Origin of the sequence: Paenibacillus sp. OK076 (assembly GCF_900110055.1) — a bacterium.
In the GTDB taxonomy this organism is placed as follows: Bacteria; Bacillota; Bacilli; order Paenibacillales; family Paenibacillaceae; genus Paenibacillus.
In genome coordinates, this window is sequence record NZ_FOCH01000002.1 from 400,504 (window position 1) to 423,269 (window position 22,766).

Consider the following 22,766-nt stretch of genomic DNA (forward strand, 5'->3'; position numbering starts at 1 on the left):
ATGAACAAGCGCATCGCGCCTTATTACTGGATGACGGTTCCGGCGGTAGTATTGTTCTTCGTGTTTATGACGCTGCCGGCCCTCCAGGGGATTTATTATTCATTTACGAACTACAACGGATTCGGTAAAGGTTATGATTTTGTTGGATTCAAAAACTATTTCAATCTGTTTCAAGATGACAATGTAGGCAATGCCTACTGGTTTACCTTCAAGTTTGCGATCGTTGTAACGATCCTGACGAATATTCTGAGCCTGCTCATTGCACTCGGGCTGAATGCCAAGATCAAGTTCCGTAACTTTTTCCGTGGCATCTACTTCTTGCCGAATATCCTGAGTGTATTGATCGTGGGTTACATATTTAACTACCTGTTCTCCAACGTATTCCCAATCTGGGGACAGAACCTAGGCATCAACGCCTTATCCACCAACATTCTGGGCAGCGAAAGCCTGGCATGGATTGGGATCGTGATTGTGGCGGTATGGCAATCCGTCGCGTTGAATACGATTCTGTATTTGGCGGGATTGCAGACGATCCCTACGACATTGTATGAAGCCTCAAATCTGGACGGCGCCGGCAAATGGCGTGAATTCTGGAGCATTACGTTTCCGCTAATTGCCCCGTTCTTCACAATTAATATGGTGCTGGCGATGAAAAACTCACTGATGGTCTTTGACCAGATCGTAGCCTTGACGAATGGTGGACCGGGACGGGCAACACAGTCCATCTCCCACCTGATCTACACGGGTGGATTTGAAGGCGGCGAATATGCATATCAATCTGCGAACTCGGTTATCTATTTCATCGTTATTGCGGTGATTTCGATTCTGCAAATCCGGTTCCTGCAAAGAAGGGAGACGGATCTGTAATGAGAAGCCGTTTACGTACCAACTGGCCCGTTATGTTGTTGATTGTTCTGGGTACTTTATTCATTCTGTTCCCTTTATATATGACGGTTACGATCGCATTGAAGAATCCGGAGCAAATGGCCCAATCCGTCTTTGCTATTCCGACGACGCTTCACTGGGAGAACTTTGCAAGTGCAATAGATATGACAAACTTCTTCCAATCGTTCCGTAACAGTGCCATTGTTACTGCGTCAACAGTCATTCTGACCTTGCTCAGTAACTCCATGGTCGCTTACGCCATTGCGCGTAATATGGAGAAACGGAAATTTTTCAAAGGGCTGTACTATTACTTCGTCAGCGCGATGTTCATTCCGTTTCCAATCATTATGCTGCCGATTGTTAAGTTGACTGCATCACTGGAAATGACCAATTTGCTGGGTCTTATCCTGCTGCATACGGTGTATGGTCTCGCCTTTAACGTATTTGTGTATGTAGGTTATATTCGGTCCATTCCGGTAGCGCTGGAGGAGGCAGCCTTTGTAGATGGAGCGACAACTTGGGGCACGTTCTGGAAAATCATTTTCCCATTGATGGCGCCGATCAGTGCCACGGTTGGTATCCTAACTTGTCTGTCTACTTACAATGACTTCCTGCTGCCACTCATTATTATTAGCGACCCGGCACAATACACACTACCACTGGTACAATATGTGTTCCAGGGTCAATTCAATACCGACTTCAACCTGGCGTTTGCATCGTACCTGCTGGCGCTGCTGCCAATGATCATCATTTATCTGTTTGCACAGAAGTGGATCATCAACGGTGTAACGCAAGGCTCAGTGAAATAATGAAGAATAGGGGCGGACTCTTGGAGTCCGTTCCTTTTTTGTTTTCATGAGCTTCTGGCTTGTGGTGCTGCCCTGTATTTAAGTGATTGATTAAGATTGGAATCTGTGCTATTTTTTAGTCGTTAGTTTAATCAATAAACAAAGATTGGTGAAGGAGAACAATAAGCCAAAGTGTAAACGCTTCAATAATTGGCGATGATGGATTCCGGCATACTTGTACTCAATCGTCACCCAACATGAGAAACGGGTGGCGATTTCTTTTACATGCGGGGAGGAGAATGGAGTTTGCGAGTGAATTGGGGCAGATGGAACTCGTTGCGCAATCAGATCTTTGTTGGTTTTGTACTGGTGATGCTGGTGGTGTTATTTATTGCAGGAATCGTCGCCTATGATCGGGTATCCGGTTTGCTGAAAACCAATGCGGAGAAGCATATCCATCAAACTGCTGTTCAGGCCAATGGCAGACTGGATGCCTTAATCGCACAGGTTAACTCGTTGACGGCCCAAGTGGCTGATGATTCTTATGTGCAGCGTTTGCTGAGCAATGAGAAGGGTGGGGAACAGGCTACGTTTAATCAACGTCAAGCGCTCTTGCAGGTTGTGAGCAGCTATCCCTCCTTTATGAGCGGTGTGCAGAGTCTGGAAATCTATACGACAACTTACAGCAGAATATTTCCCATGGATGACCGATCTTTGGATGGAAGGCTCGGACGTAACTGGATAGCGGAGGCAGACGCGGAAAAGGGCAGGCTGGTCTGGGTCGGCCCCGACCCGGAAGATCCCGGAGTCATTATGGCTATTCGGCGAATCAGTCTGATGGACCGGGCTTTTGAACCTGGCGGTTATGTCGTGGTGCGGATGCAGCGCAGCTTTTTTCAACTGAATGACTTGGATGCTGAGGACGACGTAGAGGATTCAATTCTGCTGGTGGATGCGGCAGGAAGCGTAGTTACTTCCAATCTGGAGGCCAGTCTGGATGTGGAGGCACTCCTAAGCAGTGACAGCTCTGTTGTCCAGACCCGGGATGAGCCTTATATCGTCGTCAGACAGCATTCCGAAATGACGGGATGGACACTCGCGGTTCTTACTCCTGTGAGCGAGACGACGGAGGGCGTATCGATTCTTCGGATGGCACTGCTTATTTCCGGTTTGTTTGGCGTCGTGCTGTTCCTCATTATGTCATTTCTCTTGTCGACCATGATTACACGTCCCATCACCCGTCTGATGAGGGCCATGCGCAGTGCACGTCCGGGAGCCATGAAGCCTAACATTATGTTCAGCTCAACGATGGAGATTCACAGGCTCAATGAAGTATACAATCAGATGGTTTATCGTCTGAACGAGTTGACCGAGGAGATCTACGAGAAGGAAATCATGCAGTCACGAACAGAACTGAAAGCTCTGCAGTCGCAGATTAATCCTCATTTTCTGTTTAACACGCTGGAGGCGTTCTACTGGTCACTTGATGACAAGGGAGATGAGGAAATGGCGCGTATGGTTGTGGCAATGTCCCGCCTATTTCGCTACATTATCTCCAGTCCCAATCAGGATGAATGGGTTACGGTTGCCGAAGAACTGGAGCATGCGGAGCGTTATCTTCGAATTATGGAGATGAGGCTGGGAGAAAGGCTGCAATGGGAGATCAGACTGAGTGAAGCGATGCGCACCGTGAGAATTCCCAAATTGCTCATACAGCCTTTGGTGGAGAATGCCATCCTTCACGGGATCGAGAGCAAAATCGAACCGGGAAAGGTAAGCATCCATGTAGATGCTTCCACGCAGGAGGGTCTGGTCCATATCGAAGTTCGGGATGATGGACCTGGCATGGATGATTCTCGGCTTCAATCTGTTGTTCGCGCATTGAATGGTGGACCTGCTGTTTCCGACAAGGGAACAGGCGTGGGCCTGATTAACGTGCATCGCAGGTTGAAGCTTTATTTTGGCAGTCAGCTTGGGGAATTGTGCAGACTTACCATTACGAGCAAGGTCGGTGAAGGGGCTGTTATTCGCTTTGAGATTCCGAAGGATACGGAGGGTGCATATGATTCATGGCAGAACGATTCTAATCGTTGATGATGAGCCGCGTACACGAGAAGGCATTCGCAAGACGCTGGAAGGTTGGTCAGCAGGTCGTAATGAAATTCGAACTGCGGCAAGTGGAGTAGAGGCAGCGGCATGGCTCCGGGAACAGACGGCGGACCTTTTAATTACAGACGTTCGCATGCCAGAATTCTCTGGTCTGTCGCTCGTTGAAGCCGTGCAGCAGTTTCCGAGCAAGCCAGTCGTGCTGATTATGTCTGGGCATGCCGACTTCCAATATGCCCAGCAGGCCATCAAACTGGGTGTGGTTGATTATCTGCTTAAACCGATTGAGAAGGAACAGCTGATTCAGACGGTAGAGAAAGCTTTGCAACTCAGGGACCAACAGCGGCGTATTCAAACGATGCAGAAGCTGGTTGACCCAAAGCTGCTGGATGCCAAGGAACGGGGAGACCAGAGGCTTAATCCCCAGATCAGTGAAGCTGTTGCTTATGTGGAAGCCCATCTCAGCGAGCATGTTACTCTGCGGGAAATCGCTGATATGCTGCATTTGAACTCAAGTTATTTTAGCGTTCTGTTCAAGGAGCAGATCGGGATTAATTTTAGCGAATTTCTAACCCGTACGCGTATTCAGCGGGCGAAGGAGATGCTTGTGCAGACGACTCTGCCCATCTCGGAGATTGCCGAACAGGTCGGCTACCAGACGGATAAATATTTTATTAAGGTATTCAAAAGTCTCGAAGGGCTCAGCCCAAGCAAATATCGTCATTCCATTACGGTTCGTAAAGAGACTGAATTACCATAAAATAGTGGAGTTTTTCCAAATCATCCTGGTCTTATGGGGGAGATGTACCCATGCTACAATTTTATTAAAGCGGTTACATCAACCGAATAACCATTACAGGGGGTTAGGAATATGAGAAAAAAGCCAATAGCAATGCTACTGACATTGACACTTATCCTCGCCGTGTTTTTATCCGGATGCAGCAATTCAGGTTCTGACGGAGAGGGTGAAGCGAGCGGTAGTGGCTCTGACGGAAAAGTGACCCTCAAGTTTATGCATCTTTGGCCAGCAGGCAGCTCTGCACAGCAGAATAAGCTGGTCAACGAGATCATCAAACAGTACCAGACCGATCATCCCAACGTGACCATCAAACAGGAAGTGCTGGAGAATGAGCAATATAAGAACAAATTGAAAATCCTTTCCGCATCCAATGAACTCCCGGATGTAGGCGTAACATGGGCAGCGGGTTTTTTGGAGCCTTATGTGAAGGGCAATCTGTTTGCTCCGCTGGATGACCTCCTGAGTGGTTCGCTCGAAGGAAAATTCATTGCCGGAACAACCGAAGCGTATGCCGTAGACGGCAAAACCTATGCGCTCCCGATTGAATTGAACATATCTCCGATCTATTACAACAAAGACATTTTTGCCAAATATAATCTGCAGCCCCCGGCCACATATGATGAATTCCTGAATGTTGTGAAAACGCTGACAGACAATGGTGTGGTTCCCATCGCTCTCGGCAACAAGGATCGATGGACCGGATCTCTCTGGTATATGTATCTGGCCAATCGATTGGGCGGGGACGCATTGGAGAAGGCCATCAACGGCACAGGCAAGTTTGACGATCCTGCCCTGATCCAGGCGGCAGCCGAAGTACAGAAGCTGGTGGATATGAACGCCTTTAACAAAGGCTACAACGGCCTGTCCAATGATGAAGGCAAATCGGAATTCATGAATGAGAAAGCTGCCATGTACCTCATGGGCACCTGGGAACTGCCGAACTATACCACCAATCCGGATGTCCCGCAGGAGTTCAAGGATAAAATCGGATTTTTCAAATTCCCGACAATGGATGTTGGCAAAAGCGATATTAACAGTTGGGTTGGCGGCCCGGGTGTAGGCTTGTTCGTCGCACAGAACTCCAAGGTGAAGGATGAAGCTCAAAAATTCGTTCAATATTTTGTAGAAAAATGGGGCGAAAGCTCTGTAACCGAGGCGGGTGTAATTCCGGCAACAAAAGTGGATACAGCCGAAGTAAAACTGCCGCAGCTTTACACTGACCTGCTGAATGAATTGAATCAGGCCAGCAGCCTGACATTATTCGCCGACGTGCAGATGAAACCGACCGCAGCTCAAGTCCATCTGGACATGATCCAGGCGTTGTTCGGAAAAGCGGTCACTCCTGAGGAATTTGTGAAGAATCATCAGGAAGCGATTGACAAAGGCAACTAACGTACAACGCTCATAGGGAGGATATTGTATGGATAAAGTCATGTCCAGCCGTTTAGTCGCTGCGTTGTACGTGCTTCCCGCACTGCTGCTGTTATTGGTACTGATCTATATCCCGATCGTGCTGACCGGATATTACGGATTGATGCAGTGGGACGGGATCGGCGCAATGACCTTTATCGGTTTTGAAAATTATGCAAGATTGCTTCATGACGCAACGTTCTGGCAGAGTGCATATCATACCTTTTTGCTGGCCTTGTTCTCTGCACTGAGTCTGATCGGTTATCTTATGATTGCCCTGGTGTTGTCAGGTGAAATTAAGGGAGCCAACCTGTTTCGGAAAATATATCTGATTCCGATGCTGCTGTCCTCTGTAGCAATCGCACAGCTGTGGCTAAAGATTTACCATCCCAGCAATGGTGTGTTAAACACCTTTCTGGAAGCAATCGGGATTGCCAATCCGCCAGCCTGGCTGGCGGAGCCATCCCTGGTGCTGTATGCCCTGTTCGTACCGATCTTGTGGCAGTATGCCGGATTCTATATTCTGATCTACTATGCTGCGCTCAAGAATATCCCGGAATCGTTGATTGAAGCAGCGCGGATTGATGGAGCAAGCCCTTGGCAGATAGCCTTTCGCATCAAGCTGCCCCTGATTACGGAAGTGATCAAAGTGACGATCGTGCTGGCTGTCGTTGGCTCGCTGAAGTACTTTGACCTCATATATGTGATGACGGACGGTGGACCGAATGGCTCCAGTGAAGTGATGGCTTCTTATATGTATCATCAGGCTTTCCGGGGATTCGACTTTGGTTATGGGAGTGCCGTTGGTTTCTTCCTGCTCGTGATCTGTCTGGTCGTTACCTGGCTGCTTCGGAAAGCTACAGCATCCAAGGACACCATTCAGTATTCTTGAGTCAAGTGAAATGAAAGGAGGTTCATCCCTGTGAAGACCGATACTGCGGTTCGGTTGCCAGCCTATCCGGGAACAGGCACAGGACCCACTGTGCTGAGAAGGCTCGGCTATGTCCTGCTCTACAGCCTGTTGATCTTGGTGGCGCTGCTGCAGATTCTGCCCTTGATATGGCTGCTGCTGTTTTCGCTAAAAAACAATCAGGAAGTATTCGATATGGCACCGTTTGCCCTTCCCGCGACTCCGCGTTGGGAGAACTATGTGAAGGTGTGGACGGAAGGCAACATCAGCTTATATTTCTTCAATAGTGTCTGGATCACGGTGGTGTCCGTTGTGTTCACCGTCCTGTTCGCGAGTCTGGTCACCTTCGCAATAACCCGCATGCGCTGGAAAGGGCGTTCTCTGGTGCTCGGATTGTTCATGGTGGGTATGATGATCCCTGTGCATTCTACGCTGATTCCGTTGTTCAGCCTGTTTCTGAAGCTCCATCTTACGGATCATCCATTGTCGGTCATTTTGTCATACATCGCGTTTAATATGCCAATCACCATTATGATTCTGCTTGGCTTCTACTACGCCCTTCCGCGGGAAGTGGAGGAAGCAGCGGTGATGGACGGCTGTTCTGTCCATCGGATTTTCTTCCGTATCGTCCTGCCAATGACAGCTTCGGTGATCGCTACGACAGCGATTATCAACATGATTTATGACTGGAATGAATTCATCTTCGTGAATACGTTCATCAGCACAGATGCGTACAAAACGCTGACCGTTGGGGTGCAGAATTTTATTGGACAGTATACAACCGATTGGGGAGCGATTGGTGCGACACTGATGATCAGCATCCTGCCGATCCTGATCGCTTTTCTCGTTTTGAGCAATCGAATTGTGGAGGGCATCGCTGCCGGATCGGTAAAAGGATAATCAGTAAGCGTTTAAAGCCCTGCGTATAAAATACTTGTCATCGAAATAAGTTAAACCTTAGACCCTTACATATCCCGATCCTAAAGGGATGTGTAAGGGTTTTTGCTCATCGCCCCGGCGCTAGATAAATTGAAAGGAATAAAATCTAGGATAACAGCGATCGGAAGGTTGTTCTGGCATCGGAGTGGCAAGTGTAAATAATATTAGTTCAATTTATATAAATGAAAGATCTGAAAATACCTATTATTGGAATTTCAAAAAACTTTCAAGTTTTTTCGCAAAACTACTGCATTTTCAAACTACCTGTGCTAACATACCCTAAGAATTAAAGCCCACACGGGAAAGGTGAGAAAATGACAGCAATATCCTCAACCCAAGAGTCCCTGCGTTCGGATGCCAAGGATCTGAATCTGATTCGGCTAACATGGCCAATTTTCCTGGAACTCTTCTTGTTTATGTTGATGGGGAGCGTGGATACGTTCATGCTCAGTTCGGTGTCCGATAATGCAGTATCCGGAGTCGGAGCAGCCAACCAGATTATCTCCATTGCGATTCTTGTACTGGAAGTCATTGGACATGGCGCTGCTATTGTAGTGGCACAATATATTGGTTCGAAGAAATTGAGTGAGGCGGCACAGGTCACAGGTAATGCGATTACGCTTAATCTAATTGTCGGACTGATTCTGAGCGGAAGCTTCCTTCTGTTCGGAGGTCATCTGCTTACACTGCTTCATATCCAAGGTGAAATATACGATTTTGCCCGTTCTTATATAAGTATTGTCGGAGGCGGGATCTTCCTCCAGGCGCTGATTAACGCGCTGGCCGCGACGATTCGGACGCATGGTTATACCAAAGAAACAATGTATGTTTCTGTTCTGATGAACGTGATTCACGTCGTTGGTAACTACGCCCTTATTTTTGGCCATTTCGGCTTGCCAAAGCTTGGTGTGGAAGGGGCAGCGATCTCTACGGTGGGAAGCCGTCTGATCTGCTTGATTATTTTCTTCTGGTTGCTCTATCGGGTTATGGATGTAAGGGTGGAGTTCGGCTATTACATCAACCTTTCGAAGAAGTTTATTGGCAAAATATTACGAATCGGTATCCCCTCTGCGCTTGAATCCGTTGTGTATCAGTCCTGCCAGCTCGTCTTCACACTGTACGTGACCTATCTGGGGGCTGAAGCGATGGCAACCCGGCAATATGCGGGTAACATTTCAAGCTATATCTATCTATTCAGCATGGCGATCGGAATGGGGACATCCATTATTGTTGGTCGGCTGGTCGGTGCGCGGCGCAAGAATGATGCATACAAACGTGTATTCGACAGTGTGAAGTGGGCGCTGCTCGCCACCATTGTGATCGATGTGATTATTATTCTCTTCCGTGTTCCGCTGATGAGTGTGTTCACGGATAATCCGGAAATTATCAGGCTGGGCGCACAGGTCATCCTGCTCAGTCTTCTGCTGGAGACCGGGCGAACCTGCAATATTGTGATTATTGGTTCGCTACGAGCCGCAGGGGATGCGAAGTTCCCGGTATACATGGGACTGATCTCCATGGTCTGCATGAGTCTGCCGCTGGGCTACCTGCTGGTGTTCAAGCTTCATATGGGGCTCGCCGGTGTCTGGCTTGCGATTGCCGCAGACGAGTGGACACGCGCTGTCATTATGTATTTCCGCTGGAAGAGCCGGGCTTGGGAGAAACATGATCTGTTGGATCATGAGGAGGAAGTTGGAGCTCAGCCGGTGCCAGCAGTATAATGATGGTTTGGAAAATAATTTCGATTTGATCGGGGTATAGAAATAAAAAGGCTCCGCACTTGGAGCCGTTAGTCTTATTCAAGAAGAGTCAATCATGGGATGGAGCATTTCTCCTTATGGTTGGCTCTTTTTTCGTTAATTTGTGCGTCATTACGTTGTTGCCTTGGAGAGGTGCAGATCATGGGCGCGGTTTGTATCGGAGGTTGTCCCCAGAACAATTTAGCAAAAATGATCAAAACGAGATGTGCAGCCTCACGTATAGTAAGGATATGGAAAGGGGCTGGACTTTATTTGAATTCATACAGTGAATTGATTCAGCAAAGTCTCTACTTTATTGAAACGAATCTGTACGAGGATATTGGACTTGAAGAAGTGGCGTCCGAAGCTCTCCTGTCACCCTATCATTATCATCGGGTGTTCCGCAGGGAGGTTGGCATGACCGTTGTGGAATATATTCGGCATCGTCGAATGAGCTATGCTTCCGCTGCACTGCGTTCCACCAATGTGGGTATTCTGGACATTTCTCTGGAGTGCGGATTTGATAGTCAGGAAGCTTTTACTCGGGCATTCAGGAAAATATACGGTATGCCGCCTGGTCGTTTTCGCAAATTGTTCGATCTAAGATTATTTGAAGGAAGAACCAGAGGAGGAGAAATACAGATGAATGAGATGTCAATGATCAAAGGGTGGATGTTAACCGGAAGTCATCCGCAAAATTATGAGATGGGTATTGATCCTGCCGAAGTACACCAGGGCAAGTCATCGGGCTATCTGAAAGCTGTTACGCCGATGGAGAGTAATGAGTTTGCTACCATGATGCAGCAGTTCAAAGCGGACAGGTATGTGGGCAAACGGATGAGATTATCCGGTTTTGTGAAGACGGACCGCGTTGAAGGATTCTGCGGATTATGGATGCGTGTGGATAACAACGCTCTGGATGTGCTCCAATTCGATAACATGCATGATCGACCGATTACGGGAACGCAGCCATGGAATCAGTACCATATTGTACTAAATGTTCCGCAAGGCAGTGCGGTCATCTCATTCGGGGTTATTTTGAACGGCAAAGGCAAAGTGTGGGTGGATAGTTTCCGCTTCGAAGAGGTTGATCCGAATACACCATTGACTCATATGGAGACGGAGTATGAGATGTCGGACGAGCCAATGAATTTGTCCTTTGAAGAGTGATTAAGCTGTGAATGCAGGTCCAACGTTAAGCTGAAGAAAGTATGGGAATTATGATATAATCTTGGGTAAGAATGGAGCTGATGCTGGATGACGGATTTGCTCGATCCTCGAGTGGATTTTGTATTCAAACGTATTTTTGGAAGTGAGCAAAGTAAAGATGTTTTGTTAGCTTTCCTTAACAGCACGTTTATTGAAACCGGTGAGTCGCCTCTTACGGAGATTACACTTATTAACACGTTTACGGACAAAGATAGTCCGGAAGATAAACAATCCATTTTGGATATCAAAGCGCGTACGGTGGAGGGCAAGTTAATCAACATTGAGATGCAGCTGTTTAATCCGTATAATATGGAAAAAAGGACGCTGTTCTACTGGAGCGAAATGTACTCTCACCAGATCAAGAAGGGCGAAAACTATAATCTTTTGAAAAAATGTGTGACGATCAATATTTTAAATTACTCATGTCTGGACAATGAGCGATATCACAATGTTTTTCATTTACGCGAAGATCATACAGGTATTGGTTTGACAGATGATATAGAAATTCATGTGATGGAATTGACCAAACTGGATCAACACCCTGTCCCCATGGACAAGGGCGGCCTGGTGAACTGGCTTTTATTCTTAAAAGGGATTGATCCATCAAACTGGGAGGTGTTGGCGATGAATGAACCGATGCTAAAAAAGGCGATGGACACGCTGGAATTTCTGAGTCAGGATGCAGCTACGAGAATGGCTTATGATGCACGGATGAAAGCACTAAGCGATGAAAAGTCGATGATAGAAGGTGCACGTGCTGAGGGTGAGGCCAAAGGGAAAGTAGAAGGCAGAGTAGAGGGTAAAGTGGAAATGGCCCGTGAGCTGCTTGCACTTGGCGTAGATATGTCAGCTGTGGTGAAAGCCTCCGGACTCTCTGCAGAGGAAATTAAAAAGCTGTTGCCTAAGCAGTGATGTGAAACTGAATTTACACTTTCCAGGGCTAATCCAATTACGGGTTGGCTCTTTTTGTTGTGTTTGGGGTATAAAAAAAGTGGAGCGAAGTCCAAGCTGAGAGGGTACAGGCCTTTTTCACGTTTTCCCGCAAATCGTAAAGTCCTCCATAGCTAATCAGGCGATACCTTGTTAACATAGATCCAAAGAATACGATAACTCATGACACATAATAGAGGATGATTCCGATGAATAAAAAAGTGCTGGTCGTGGATGACGAGTCAAGCATCGTCAGTGCCATTGCTTACGCGCTGCGGCGTGAAGGATATGAAGTAGAGACAGCAAATGACGGCGAAGAAGCGCTGGTCAAGGTGGCCTCATTCCATCCGCAGGTCATGATTCTGGACGTGATGATGCCCAAACTGGACGGATACGGCGTATGCCGCAGGCTGGAGGATCGGGAGGATATCGGCATTATTTTGCTGACCGTCAAAAATGACATCGTGGATAAGATCGTAGGCCTGGAAATGGGCGCGGATGATTATATGACTAAACCGTTTGAGATCCGCGAACTGCTCGCCCGGGTAAAGGCACTGATGCGTCGTGTAGAGAAAAGCAGTTCACCCTCTGATGATCCCAAGAATCAGGCTATCGTCAATGGAACACTGCGCATCCATATCGCTCACCGCACCGTGACGGTGAATGAGGAGAAGCTGGATCTGACGCCAAAAGAGTTCGACTTGCTGACCATTCTGATGTCCAACCCTGAGCGTGTATACACGCGGGATGATCTGCTGGACCGGGTGTGGGGCATGGAGTATGCCGGGGGCACACGCACGGTGGATATTCATATTCAGCGGCTGCGCAAAAAGATCGGCGATACCGACCAGCAAAAATTGCAGACGGTATACGGCATTGGTTATAAGGCCTCAGCCCCTGAACCGGGCGGCTTGGTATGAGAGTCAGCATCAAGCTGAAGTTTAGCGTTTTTCTGGCCGCCTTGCTGATCCTGACCGTCGTTGTGCTCAGTTCTCTTGTACTGCGCGGTATTGAACGCAACCAGCAGACGCAGATCGAGACTATTCTGTCTCAGCAGACCCGTCTGGTGAATCTGAATGTGCGGCAGTCGTACTATACCGAGTCTGTTCGTCTGGAGCAGGAGGTTTTTTTACAGCAAAATGGCCGCAGGCTGGCGCAGGAGCTTGCAAGCTCCACAGGTCTGCCCATCGCGCTTTATGATATGAAGGGACAGCAGGTGGGTTCATCAATCATGTCTGAAGAAAGTCCAGATATCACAGCGACGCTGAACTATGCGCTGCAAAATAAAATTGCTTACCACGAACAGGGGGATACCCTGCTATATATGGCACCGCTCGACGGCCCGGATGGACAGATGGGTGCTGTACGCATGCAGTATCCGGTTCAGAGCTATCATGAATTCTATGCCCGTATTCTTCAGTTGTTTATGTGGGCAGGGATTGCGGTTGTTGGACTAAGCTTCATTCTGGGATATCTCTTCTACAATCGCTTTGCCGTTGCCATAACCCGCTTGAAGAAGTCTGCCGATTCCATTCGTGAAGGTTATTATATTACCAAATCACCCGTGAGTCGCAAGGATGAGTTAGGTGAGCTGGGACAGGGCATTTATTATATGAGCACATCGATTCAGCAAAATATTGAAGCCATGCATGCGGAGCAGCAGAAGCTCCAGCTCGCCATCGAGAAGCTTCAGGCCCTGGAGCAGCAGCAGAAACAATATATCGGCAACATCAGCCATGAGTTCAAGACGCCACTTACGTCGATTAAGGCGTATGTGGAGCTGCTGGACATGTATAAAGATGATCCACAATTGCTGGATGATGCCACGAGCAATATTGGCAAGGAAACCGAGCGGCTGTACGAGATGGTTGAGAAGGTATTACATTTGTCTGCCCTGGAGAAATATGATTTTGAGAATCAGGCGGAAGACGTGGAGGTGCGAGCTCTACTGGAGGATGCCTGTGGCCGGATGCGGGGCAAAGCCGAGAAGTTTGCGCTGAACATGGAGCTGGCGTTACTGCCTGCGGTGATCCGCAGCGATCGGGAGAGCCTCATGCATATTTTCATCAATCTGTTGGATAATGCGATCAAATATAATGTGCCGGGAGGTGTCATCCGGGTAAGCAATGAACTGCGAATGCAGGAGCGACAAGCGGTGATTCGCATCTTCAACTCGGGTACGCCCATTCCGGATGAGGCGCGCGAGAAAATCTTTGAACCCTTTTACACCGTCAACAAAGACAGGGCCAGAAAAACCGGGGGCACCGGGCTGGGACTATCCCTTGTCAAGCAATTTGTAGAGAAGCAGGGCGGTATGATTACATTGTTGCCGGGCGATCCGAAACATGGAGAAGGAACAACGTTCCAGCTGGTTTTCCCTTTGGCGCATTCAAGTTTACAAGTTGGAAACAAGTCTGAATAACTTTGGAAGTATGCGATGTGTATGCTTGGTCTATAGAAAGCACTCAGGAGGGACCATGATGAATTGGAAGCAGGCGGCTATGGGCACGCTCGGGGCAATCGTCCTATTATCGGCAACAGCATGCGGGGGAACAGCGAAACCAGGGGATCATGCACAGAACGGGAAATCAGGCACGGATATTACGGTGAAGGATAATACAAATACGTCGGTATACCAGAGCTTTAAACTGGAGAAAATCGATAAACTGCCGAATATGCGCGGGGTAGCGTGGCTGAGTAATGACTTGATTTTGTCGGATAAAGAAAACGAGTCCATGAAGCCTGTCACGGTTGAGGGTGAGAAACGTTACCCACATAACTTATACATGTACGATCTTACGAAGGGTACAGATACACCCGTGAAGGAAAGTGAAGCGAGTCTGGGCTCACCACTGGTGTCACCGGATAGTCAGTATATTTTTTACAGAGAACCAGAGGAATCGACAGGCAAAGGCTTCATTCTGAACCTGCACAACGGGGAAGTGGTACCTGCGGGCAAGGACGATGGATTTGTTTTTGAAGGCGCATGGCTGGATCAGGAGCATGTCGTCTTTCCAAACATGAATGGAGATATTATATCAGCAAGTGTAGATGGAACGACCAAAGCGCTGGTCAAGACGGGAAACTTCAATGTAAGCAGTGTCAGCGTTTCAGGGAATGTGATTTACTACATCACAGGCACGGACGGACAGTTGAATAGCTACGATACGAAGACCAGGGAAGTGAAGCAGGTGTTGAAAAGTGTAGAGAGGGTAATCCCGTCCAACGATGGCTCAAGACTGGCGATTGTGAAAAAAACAGCCGATACCAAACGGGCGCTGGTGCTAACCGATCTGGAAGGGAATGAAAAAGCCACACTTGCCAGAGGCACGCAGATCTTCGGCACGAGCTGGTCTGGTGACGATTCCAAAATCGCCTACACGATCAATTCAGAGAGTGATGAGGAGAAAGGGCTGTTCGTCTCCAATACGGAATCGGCGGAGCAGTTCCAGGTCTCGGCCGAAATGGATAACGCATCTGATCCGTTGAGCTGGAGTCCGGAGGGCAACCGAATTTTGCTGTCACAGGCAGTGCAGGAAAATGAATCGTACCACTTTGTCACCTCGGTCATTACGATTTCGCAGTAAATCATCATCGAAAAAGAAACAAATCAGCAGGGCGGGCCTGACTCCTATTGAGTTGGGCTTTTTCTGTACCTGTAACGCTGGTTTTCTGGGTTATACTGAAGAGACGAGAAGTGAAGGGGGAACATGATCATGGATGAAAAGGACTGCCGTCTGCTGCTGAGCGTTTCCGAGGAAAGCAGTCTGACCAAGGCTGCGGAGCGCATGTTTATGACCCAGCCGGCTTTGACATACCGTTTGCAGCAATTGGAGAAGGAATTTGGCGTGCCACTTATCGATAAAACGTTAAAAGGCGCCAGGTTCACTCCCGAAGGAGAACATCTCGCAATTTATGCCCGTAAAATGCTCAATGAGCTTAACCAGGTCAAGGAGCAGTTGTCGAACATTCGGAATGAAGTCAAAGGAACGCTGCGCCTCGGGATTGCCAATCATTATTCGTTGTACAAGCTTCCTCCCTTATTGAAGCAGTTCAAGGAGCTGTACCCTGAGGTTCAGTTTGCTGTGACCTGTGCACTGAGTGTGGAGGTTATGGAACTGTTGATGCGGGATGAAATTCAGGTAGGTGTCATACGGGGGGAGCATCCATGGTATGAGGGGAAACATCTGCTGCACGATGAACCGGTCTGCATTGTATCCCGTGAACCCATCAATCTAGATGAACTTCCCGAGCTTCCGCAAATCGCATTTCAGGAGCCCTTGACGAAAACGGGTGGATCTCCCGTGAGCCCATTCCGCGAGGGAGTGGCGGCCTGGTGGTATGAGCGCTATGAATGTTCACCAACTGTAGCGATGCGTGTGGACAGCTATGAGACATGCAAGGAAATGGTGCGTTATGGGCTGGGTTATGCGATTATTCCGGGCATTTTCGTATCTGCTTCGGATGGCCTTCATCAGCAGGAGCTAATCCGACAGAATGGACAGGGAGTGCGGCGTAATACGTGGTTGGTGTATAAGGAAAGTGTGCTGCAGCAGGCAACGGTGGGTCGCTTTGTTGACTTGATGAAAACGGCTGGAACACAGCATGTTGTGGACGGAAGCTAGGTACAGACATAGCGGAATCGATGCATTGCTTTATGCATAATTATCCGGTGTTTTATTGTGAAAAAGGGTGATTTATTGCTATTGGACAGTGTCGTTTTCATAGGGAGTACCCGTTCGAAGGATGTACATAAGATCAAAATGTATACCGGTTTAGTCTTAGCTAACATGCAAATAAACCAGTCCTATACTAACATCTAATGATATTCATATGTCATGATCTAGCGAGTCCATAAAATTTTTTATGGGCTATTCCTTAATTTTTTTGAATTTACTTATGGCTTGGCCGCACATACAATATATCCAATCTGATTGTATATTTATTCGATTGAATTGAATATAGAAATGCTGTAATTGGAGAAAGGCGGCCAAACAATATGTATCCTGACCCAGCTCATATGAAGCAAAAAATCAAAGAAACTGTAGATCGGCTGGACCCCGACTTGCGGGAATTATCGCTGCGCATTCACGCTAACCCTGAACTTAGCTTTCAGGAAGTCCAAGCACAACAATGGTTAACCGAACCGCTGGAAGCAGCCGGATTTCAGGTGGAAAAAGGCATTTCAGGCCTCGACACCTCGTTCCGAGCTGTATGGGAAGGCCAGCCAGGTGGACCCACGATTGCACTGCTCGCTGAATATGATGCACTGCCCCGCATCGGACATGCCTGCGGACACAATCTGATCGGAACCTCTGCTGTAGGTGCAGCACTGGCGCTCAAGGAAGCTTGCCCTGATCTTCCGGGACGGATCATCGTTCTTGGCACACCGGCTGAAGAAGAGGGCGGCGGTAAGATCATTATGGTGAACGATGGCGTATTCAATGAGATGGATGCCGTCATGATGTGTCACCCGCAGCAAAAAACGATGGTACTGAGAGGTGCGCTGGCTTGTGTGGACGCAACCTTTACGTTCCACGGCAAACAGGCACATGCTGCCTCATCTCCTGAGAAGGGCATTAGTGCGCTAGATGCCTTGGTCAACGCGTACGCGGGAATAAATTCACTCCGTCCTTATTTGAAGGATGACGTTCGGGTGAACGGGATTATTACCAAGGGTGGAGATGCGCCCAACGTGGTGCCTGAGCTGGCTGAAGCCGTATATATCATTCGGGCGAAGACCGTTGAAGAACTGAAAGTCGTCATGGACAAAGTTTACCGCGTCGTGCGCCATGCTGCGGAAGGCGTTGGCGCTACGGTAGATATTACAGAAGGTCTGATCTATGCCGAGCGGAATAACAACAAAACTCTGGCGGGTCTGTTCCAGCAGAACCTGGAGGATATGGGCATTGAAGTGCATGATCCACCGCAAACAGGCGGTGTGGGTTCCTCGGATATTGGTAACGTAAGCCAGATCACAGCCGCGATCCATCCGTATATTCGGTTAGGAGATGCGACAACACACACACCTGAATTTGCCCGGCTTGCCGGAGCAGAGGAAGGCATGATTGAGCTAAACCGTGCGGCGAAGGCCCTTGCACTGACAGCGTTCGACCTGTACGCAGACAAGGCAGCATTGCAGCAGGTACGGGATGAGTTTGAAGCATGGAAACAACAGAAGGACGAGGGATGATGAATTGGAAAACATAACAAAACAAACACAACAACGGCGTACATGGTTCAAAATGCCTCACACCTTCGTCATTTTGTTCATTTTGGTGCTGGTAGCTACCGTGCTGACCTACATTATTCCCGCTGGGGAATTTGATCGGGTCAAGGATGAGGCGACAGGCAAATCTTTGCTCGTTCCGGGTTCTTACCATCATGTAGAGGCCAATCCAACGGGACTATGGGATATTCCCAAGTCTATCGTTCGCGGACTGGTTGATTCTGCGGACGTTGTATTCTTTATTTTCATCATCGGCGGAGCATTTCAGATCATTACGAGCACGGGAACGATTGAAGCTCTTACAGGTAGGGTAGCCCGTTCGTTCGCGAATAAAGGATTATGGGTCATCCCGGTATTCATCACCTTGTTCTCAGTTGGTGGCTTTACGATGGGGATGTCCACAGAGGTCATGGTCTTTGTACCAATCGGGATCGCCATTGCGCGTGCGCTGGGGTATGACGCTTTAACGGGTACGGCGATGATCTCGCTGGGGGCCTCGTGTGGTTTTACCGCGGGATTGCTTAATCCGTTCAATGTGGGACTGGCTCAAGCCATTGCAGAAGTACCGATCTTCTCGGGCATGTGGCTGCGCGCCATTATACTGGTGTGCCTCATCGCCGTGACAAGTATCTATATTATGCGGTACGCGTCCAGAGTGAAGTCTGATCCAACTCGCGGTTTGGTGCATGAGCTGGAACAGGAGCAGGCAGCAGATACACCTGCGGTCGACCTGAACAAACTGCCAACGATTCGCATCACACATATTCTGACCATCATTACAATTGTAGCTGGCTTTGCCCTGTTAATCTGGGGTGTGTCCAAAGAAGGCTGGTGGATGGAAGAACTGGCGGCTCTTTTCCTGAGCATGGGCGTGATCGCTGGTCTTGTCTCCGGGTTCGGTCCTAGCCGAATTGCGAGTGAATTCGTCAAAGGTGCAAGTGGCATTGCCTATGGTGCCTTTATCATCGGTCTGGCGAGAGGAATTATGGTTGTCCTCGATCAAGGCAACGTAATTGACTCCGTAGTATACGGGATGTCTACAGCGGTTGGCGAATTGCCGTCCTCCGTGCAGGTATTGGGTATGTACTTCTTCCAAAATATCATGAACGTGTTCATCACCTCGGGTACAGGTATGGCCGTAACAACGATGCCGATTATGGTTCCATTATCGGACCTGCTCGGAGTTACCCGTCAGACTGCCGTACTGGCGTTCCAGTTCGGAGACGGTTTTACCAACATGATTCTGCCAACGTCTTCAGCCTTGATGGGCAGTCTCGCGGTATCCGGTATTCCGTATCAGAAATGGGTTAGATTCTTCTGGCCGCTGATGGTGATGTGGATCGCTATGGGTATTGTATTTATGCTTATTGCGAATGCCATTCAGTATTCTTAGAAAAACAAAGAGCCTGTGTTCTATGGAGCCCCTCTCAAACTTCGAAAGGGTACTGCCAGAACGCAGGCTTTTATCTATGTTTTTTATTTTGGCATGCTCAGCAATAATTTAACCGCTTCTGCACGTGTAGTGTTGTCTCTAGGAGCAAAGGAGTTCAACCCTTTGCCGTTCAGTAGCCCGGACTTTTGCAAGCCAGCAACAGCTGTTTTGGCCCAGGACGGAATCTGATCATCATCTGCAAAGGATGATTGGGTGCCAGAGTCTGCCTTTAATTGCATGGCGTTGGCGACCATGACAGTCATCTCTGCACGAGTGACAGCTTCATTCGGGCGAAAAGCCCCTTTTGAGTCTCCTTGAATAAATCCCGCCTGTAAAGCACGCGCTACAGCAGACTGTGCCCAAGCTCCTATGTTTGAACGATCGGTAAAAGATAATGTCGCTTCCGTGTACTCTGTGTTCAGGGTATTCATCAGCATCACCGTAAACTCTGCACGTGTAATGGATGCATCCGGCTTGAATGTTCCATCAGCATATCCTTTAACGATGCCTTGAAGAGTAGCTTGCTGGATGACTTCTTTCGCCCAGTGTCCTTCGACATCATGAAACGAAATGTCTGCTGGCTCTTTGGGCTGATCAACCGCCAACACGGCGAATTTGGTAAAATGATCTACGTTCACCCGAATGTGCTTGCCTTCCACAGTAGGTTCACCAGCGGAAAGCCAAACCTGTTTTTCTTCATCAAAGTAGAATAGTTTAGCCTGCTGATTGCTCTGCAACTTTGATGGATCAAATGTCAGGGTTATGGTTACGGGCACAGTGAAGTTTTGAGGAGCGTTCTTGAGCAGTTCATATACCGGGCTGAGCAGCTGGACCTGGTGGGTCAGCGAGGCAGAAGGATCTGCAATCTGTTCAATGGTAACCTTGAGTTCCTGGTTCATCGCCCCGGCAGGGATGGATATCATAATGTCATTGCCCAAACTTAATTGCCCGGCGTGCCCCGCTGCAAGTGTTAAACGTCCATTCGTGGACGAATGGGTTAGGGTATCAGGCGGCGAAGGGGGACTGCTCGACCCGTTGTTATTCTGGTTACCAGAGCCGCCGCCGCTGCTGTTACCATCATTACCACCTGATGGTGGCGTGGAATTAACACTCCATTTGGCATATAAGGTCAGATCGGATGTGATCTCTGTTTGAGTAAAGTTGAATGGAGTTTTCAACTCGGGATCTGCATACCAGCCTGCAAACGTATAGCCAGAACGGCTTGGCGAAGCAGGTGCTGAAAGTTTCTTTTCGTATTCAACAGCTGCATCGGATACTGCTGATCCTCCAAGTGTATTGAACGTTACCTTATATGTGTTTGGTGTCCATTTTGCATACAATGTGGTGTCCTGGACAATCGATCTAGTATTCAGGTCAAATGGCGTACTCCATTCAGGCTCAGTATACCAGCCAGCGAAAGTGTGTCCTGCTTTGGTTGGAACGTCAGGAGCTTTCACCAACTCACCATACGTGACTGTCTGATCAGGAACCACTGACCCACCATTAGTTTCGAAGTTAACGGTATAGGAGTTGACCGTCCATTTCGCATACAGGGTGAGATTGTGGGTGACAGTTGTATTATCGAAATCGAAAACTTGGTTCAAAGCTGAGTCATTATGCCAGCCAGCGAAAGTGTATCCTGCTTTAGTTGGATCTGCTGGAACAATAACCTTGTCACCGTAATATACCGTTTGTTCGGTTACTTCAGAACCACCGTTACTGTTAAACATTACAGTACGCGGTGTATAAAAACTGAAATGTAGGCTTGTGGTATTGCCTGCACTATCGGTAACAATCAGTACATATTCTCCTTCAGATTGGACCGTTTCTCCGCTGCTGAAGAGTGAACCGTTCAGAGTGGCTGTTCCTTCATTAAAAGTGATTGTTGGGCCTTCATTGTATTTTCCATTATCGGTGACACCCGATACAACAGGAGCTGCTGTATCAATGGAAAAAGTCAACGTTGTAATGCCAATACTGTTGGTCACCACCAAAGTATAAACGCCGTCGGCCATTACTGTAGTGCCACTCGTGAATGCAGCGCCATTCAGCGTAGCCGTACCGTTATCAAAGGTTGGTGTCACCGTATGATTATATAATCCGCCGTCCGATACACCGCTGACTATTGGGGGGATGCTTTGCTTAACGTTTATGGTCACTAACACTGGAATACTTGTATCCCATTGATTCTTGGCACTGTAGGTGAAGCTGTCGCTGCCCACATAATTGGTGCTTGGAGTATAAGTAAACGCTCCATCCGCATGCAGTACCAGTGTTCCGTTCATCGGGCCACTTTTCAAAATAACGGAAGATGCATCGCTATCATTGGCAAGCAAACCAGGCGCAGGCACAACCAAAGCCGAGTTTGAGTTGGTGGTATAGGTGTCTTCGGCTGCTACTGGAAGTCGCACACCGTCTAAAATGGGGAATGTTCCTTCATTTGAAATGTAATATACGAGGTCAGGCTGGCTGCCATTCAGATTGGGCACTTTAAATTCGCTCGAACCATTGCCGCCAAACTTGGTGCCCAATAGACTAAACAGGGGCTGATTATTGTTGGTGGTAAGAGTGGAACCATTCGCCAATATCCAGTTTTTTAACGGAAGATTGACTAACATGGGAATAATCTCACCTATGAACTCATTACCTGTACCTTTCTCGGCTTGGTTGGTTGGGTCCGTAAATATAGCGTAATGTACACCATTAATCTCTGGGAGGTTAGGCAGCTTGAATTCATCCGGTTTGTCTGATCCGTAGGTTGTACCAATCATTTCATATAGAGCCGAGTATACGGATGTATTAACGCTCCGGCCATCAGCAGATAACCAACCCGTAGGAGAGTAGGCATAAGGAAATAGGCGAACCTCGCCTAACACCGCATTTTGGCTGAATGGATGGTCTGTGTTTCGGGGAGGGAATGTACCATTCATAGCTATGTAATAGCCCATCCCTTCTGGTGCAGCGTGGGTAAGGTCAGGTAAGGAAAATGTTGATTTTCCGTCACCGCCATAGTTATTTCCTAGCAGCGAGTAGAGCTCTGTATTTTGGTCTATAGAGAGCGTCTGTCCTCTGGCGGGCATCCATCCTGTCGGGCCGGCGCTATACGGGAATAAACGGATCTCACCAACATAGGGAACTGCTGCCGCAGCGTGCGCCGGCTGTACAATGCTCGAAAGATTCCACAGGCCACTCAGTCCAATGAGGAATACCAGCCCGATGATGCTTATTTTCTTGAATAGTGATAAACGTACCAATTTTACACCCGCTTTCCTAACAAATATGTTTACGTTATGCTTAGTTCTGTCTACTGCACTTTCTAATTTCACAGGGGTAGGCCATATAAGGATGAGCTTAGTTTAAATGATCCCTATTCAAAAAAAAATAAATTTT

The 22,766-nt window shown here is 48.1% G+C and carries 17 protein-coding genes; 16 read left to right on the top strand and 1 reads right to left on the bottom strand.

Annotated elements, in window-relative coordinates; all coding sequences use genetic code 11:
* The 16 genes from BMY78_RS20635 to BMY78_RS20710 all read left to right on the top strand — a co-directional run bounded on the left by BMY78_RS20635 (position 1) and on the right by BMY78_RS20710 (position 19,337).
* Positions 1 to 867, top strand: a complete 867-nt coding sequence (locus BMY78_RS20635) for a carbohydrate ABC transporter permease (RefSeq protein ID WP_090903199.1) — start codon at positions 1 to 3, stop codon at positions 865 to 867.
* Entirely contained in the window at positions 867 to 1,694 is an 828-nt protein-coding gene (locus BMY78_RS20640) for a carbohydrate ABC transporter permease (protein ID WP_076287389.1), read from the top strand. The genes BMY78_RS20635 and BMY78_RS20640 overlap by 1 nt, the downstream gene beginning before the upstream one ends.
* A 291-nt stretch (positions 1,695 to 1,985) precedes the next feature.
* Positions 1,986 to 3,767, top strand: a complete 1,782-nt coding sequence (locus tag BMY78_RS20645) for a cache domain-containing sensor histidine kinase (RefSeq protein ID WP_371129184.1) — start codon at positions 1,986 to 1,988, stop codon at positions 3,765 to 3,767.
* Positions 3,736 to 4,539 carry a response regulator transcription factor gene (locus BMY78_RS20650; RefSeq protein WP_090903201.1) on the top strand — a complete coding sequence of 268 codons (804 nt, stop codon included), beginning with the start codon at positions 3,736 to 3,738 and terminating at the stop codon, positions 4,537 to 4,539. Before BMY78_RS20645 ends, BMY78_RS20650 begins: the two co-directional genes overlap by 32 nt.
* Before the next feature lie 111 nt (positions 4,540 to 4,650).
* On the top strand, positions 4,651 to 5,970 hold the full coding sequence (locus BMY78_RS20655; RefSeq protein ID WP_090903203.1) for an extracellular solute-binding protein: 1,320 nt from the start codon (positions 4,651 to 4,653) through the stop codon (positions 5,968 to 5,970).
* 28 nt (positions 5,971 to 5,998) lie between these two features.
* Positions 5,999 to 6,880 (top strand): carbohydrate ABC transporter permease, encoded by an 882-nt coding sequence (locus BMY78_RS20660; protein ID WP_090903205.1) that lies wholly within the window; start codon positions 5,999 to 6,001, stop codon positions 6,878 to 6,880.
* Positions 6,881 to 6,910: 30 nt separating this feature from the next.
* Positions 6,911 to 7,798, top strand: a complete 888-nt coding sequence (locus BMY78_RS20665; RefSeq protein WP_177185821.1) for a carbohydrate ABC transporter permease — start codon at positions 6,911 to 6,913, stop codon at positions 7,796 to 7,798.
* A 353-nt stretch (positions 7,799 to 8,151) separates the two neighbouring features.
* Complete coding sequence (locus tag BMY78_RS20670; protein WP_090903207.1) at positions 8,152 to 9,558, top strand: MATE family efflux transporter; 1,407 nt, start codon at positions 8,152 to 8,154, stop codon at positions 9,556 to 9,558.
* Between the two features lie 291 nt (positions 9,559 to 9,849).
* Complete coding sequence (locus BMY78_RS20675) at positions 9,850 to 10,746, top strand: helix-turn-helix transcriptional regulator (RefSeq protein WP_256222238.1); 897 nt, start codon at positions 9,850 to 9,852, stop codon at positions 10,744 to 10,746.
* Positions 10,747 to 10,833: 87 nt separating this feature from the next.
* Positions 10,834 to 11,697: an Rpn family recombination-promoting nuclease/putative transposase gene (locus BMY78_RS20680; protein WP_090809149.1), complete on the top strand. Its 864-nt coding sequence runs from the start codon at positions 10,834 to 10,836 to the stop codon at positions 11,695 to 11,697.
* 227 nt (positions 11,698 to 11,924) lie between these two features.
* A complete protein-coding gene (locus BMY78_RS20685; protein WP_090903209.1) occupies positions 11,925 to 12,635 on the top strand; it encodes a response regulator transcription factor in 711 nt (236 codons plus the stop codon).
* Positions 12,632 to 14,137 carry a sensor histidine kinase gene (locus BMY78_RS20690; protein ID WP_090903211.1) on the top strand — a complete coding sequence of 502 codons (1,506 nt, stop codon included), beginning with the start codon at positions 12,632 to 12,634 and terminating at the stop codon, positions 14,135 to 14,137. The genes BMY78_RS20685 and BMY78_RS20690 overlap by 4 nt, the downstream gene beginning before the upstream one ends.
* Positions 14,138 to 14,192: 55 nt before the next feature.
* Positions 14,193 to 15,302: a hypothetical protein gene (locus BMY78_RS20695; RefSeq protein ID WP_143067061.1), complete on the top strand. Its 1,110-nt coding sequence runs from the start codon at positions 14,193 to 14,195 to the stop codon at positions 15,300 to 15,302.
* 129 nt (positions 15,303 to 15,431) lie between these two features.
* Complete coding sequence (locus tag BMY78_RS20700) at positions 15,432 to 16,340, top strand: LysR family transcriptional regulator (RefSeq protein WP_090903215.1); 909 nt, start codon at positions 15,432 to 15,434, stop codon at positions 16,338 to 16,340.
* 374 nt (positions 16,341 to 16,714) lie between these two features.
* Positions 16,715 to 17,908: a M20 family metallopeptidase gene (locus BMY78_RS20705; protein WP_090903217.1), complete on the top strand. Its 1,194-nt coding sequence runs from the start codon at positions 16,715 to 16,717 to the stop codon at positions 17,906 to 17,908.
* A gap of 4 nt (positions 17,909 to 17,912) precedes the next feature.
* Positions 17,913 to 19,337, top strand: a complete 1,425-nt coding sequence (locus BMY78_RS20710; RefSeq protein WP_256222239.1) for a YfcC family protein — start codon at positions 17,913 to 17,915, stop codon at positions 19,335 to 19,337.
* A gap of 83 nt (positions 19,338 to 19,420) precedes the next feature.
* Here BMY78_RS20710 and BMY78_RS20715 read toward each other — a convergent pair whose 3' ends face one another.
* Positions 19,421 to 22,630, bottom strand: coding sequence for an InlB B-repeat-containing protein (locus tag BMY78_RS20715; RefSeq protein ID WP_090903220.1), 3,210 nt, complete (start codon positions 22,628 to 22,630; stop codon positions 19,421 to 19,423).
* Positions 22,631 to 22,766: the final 136 nt, after the last annotated feature.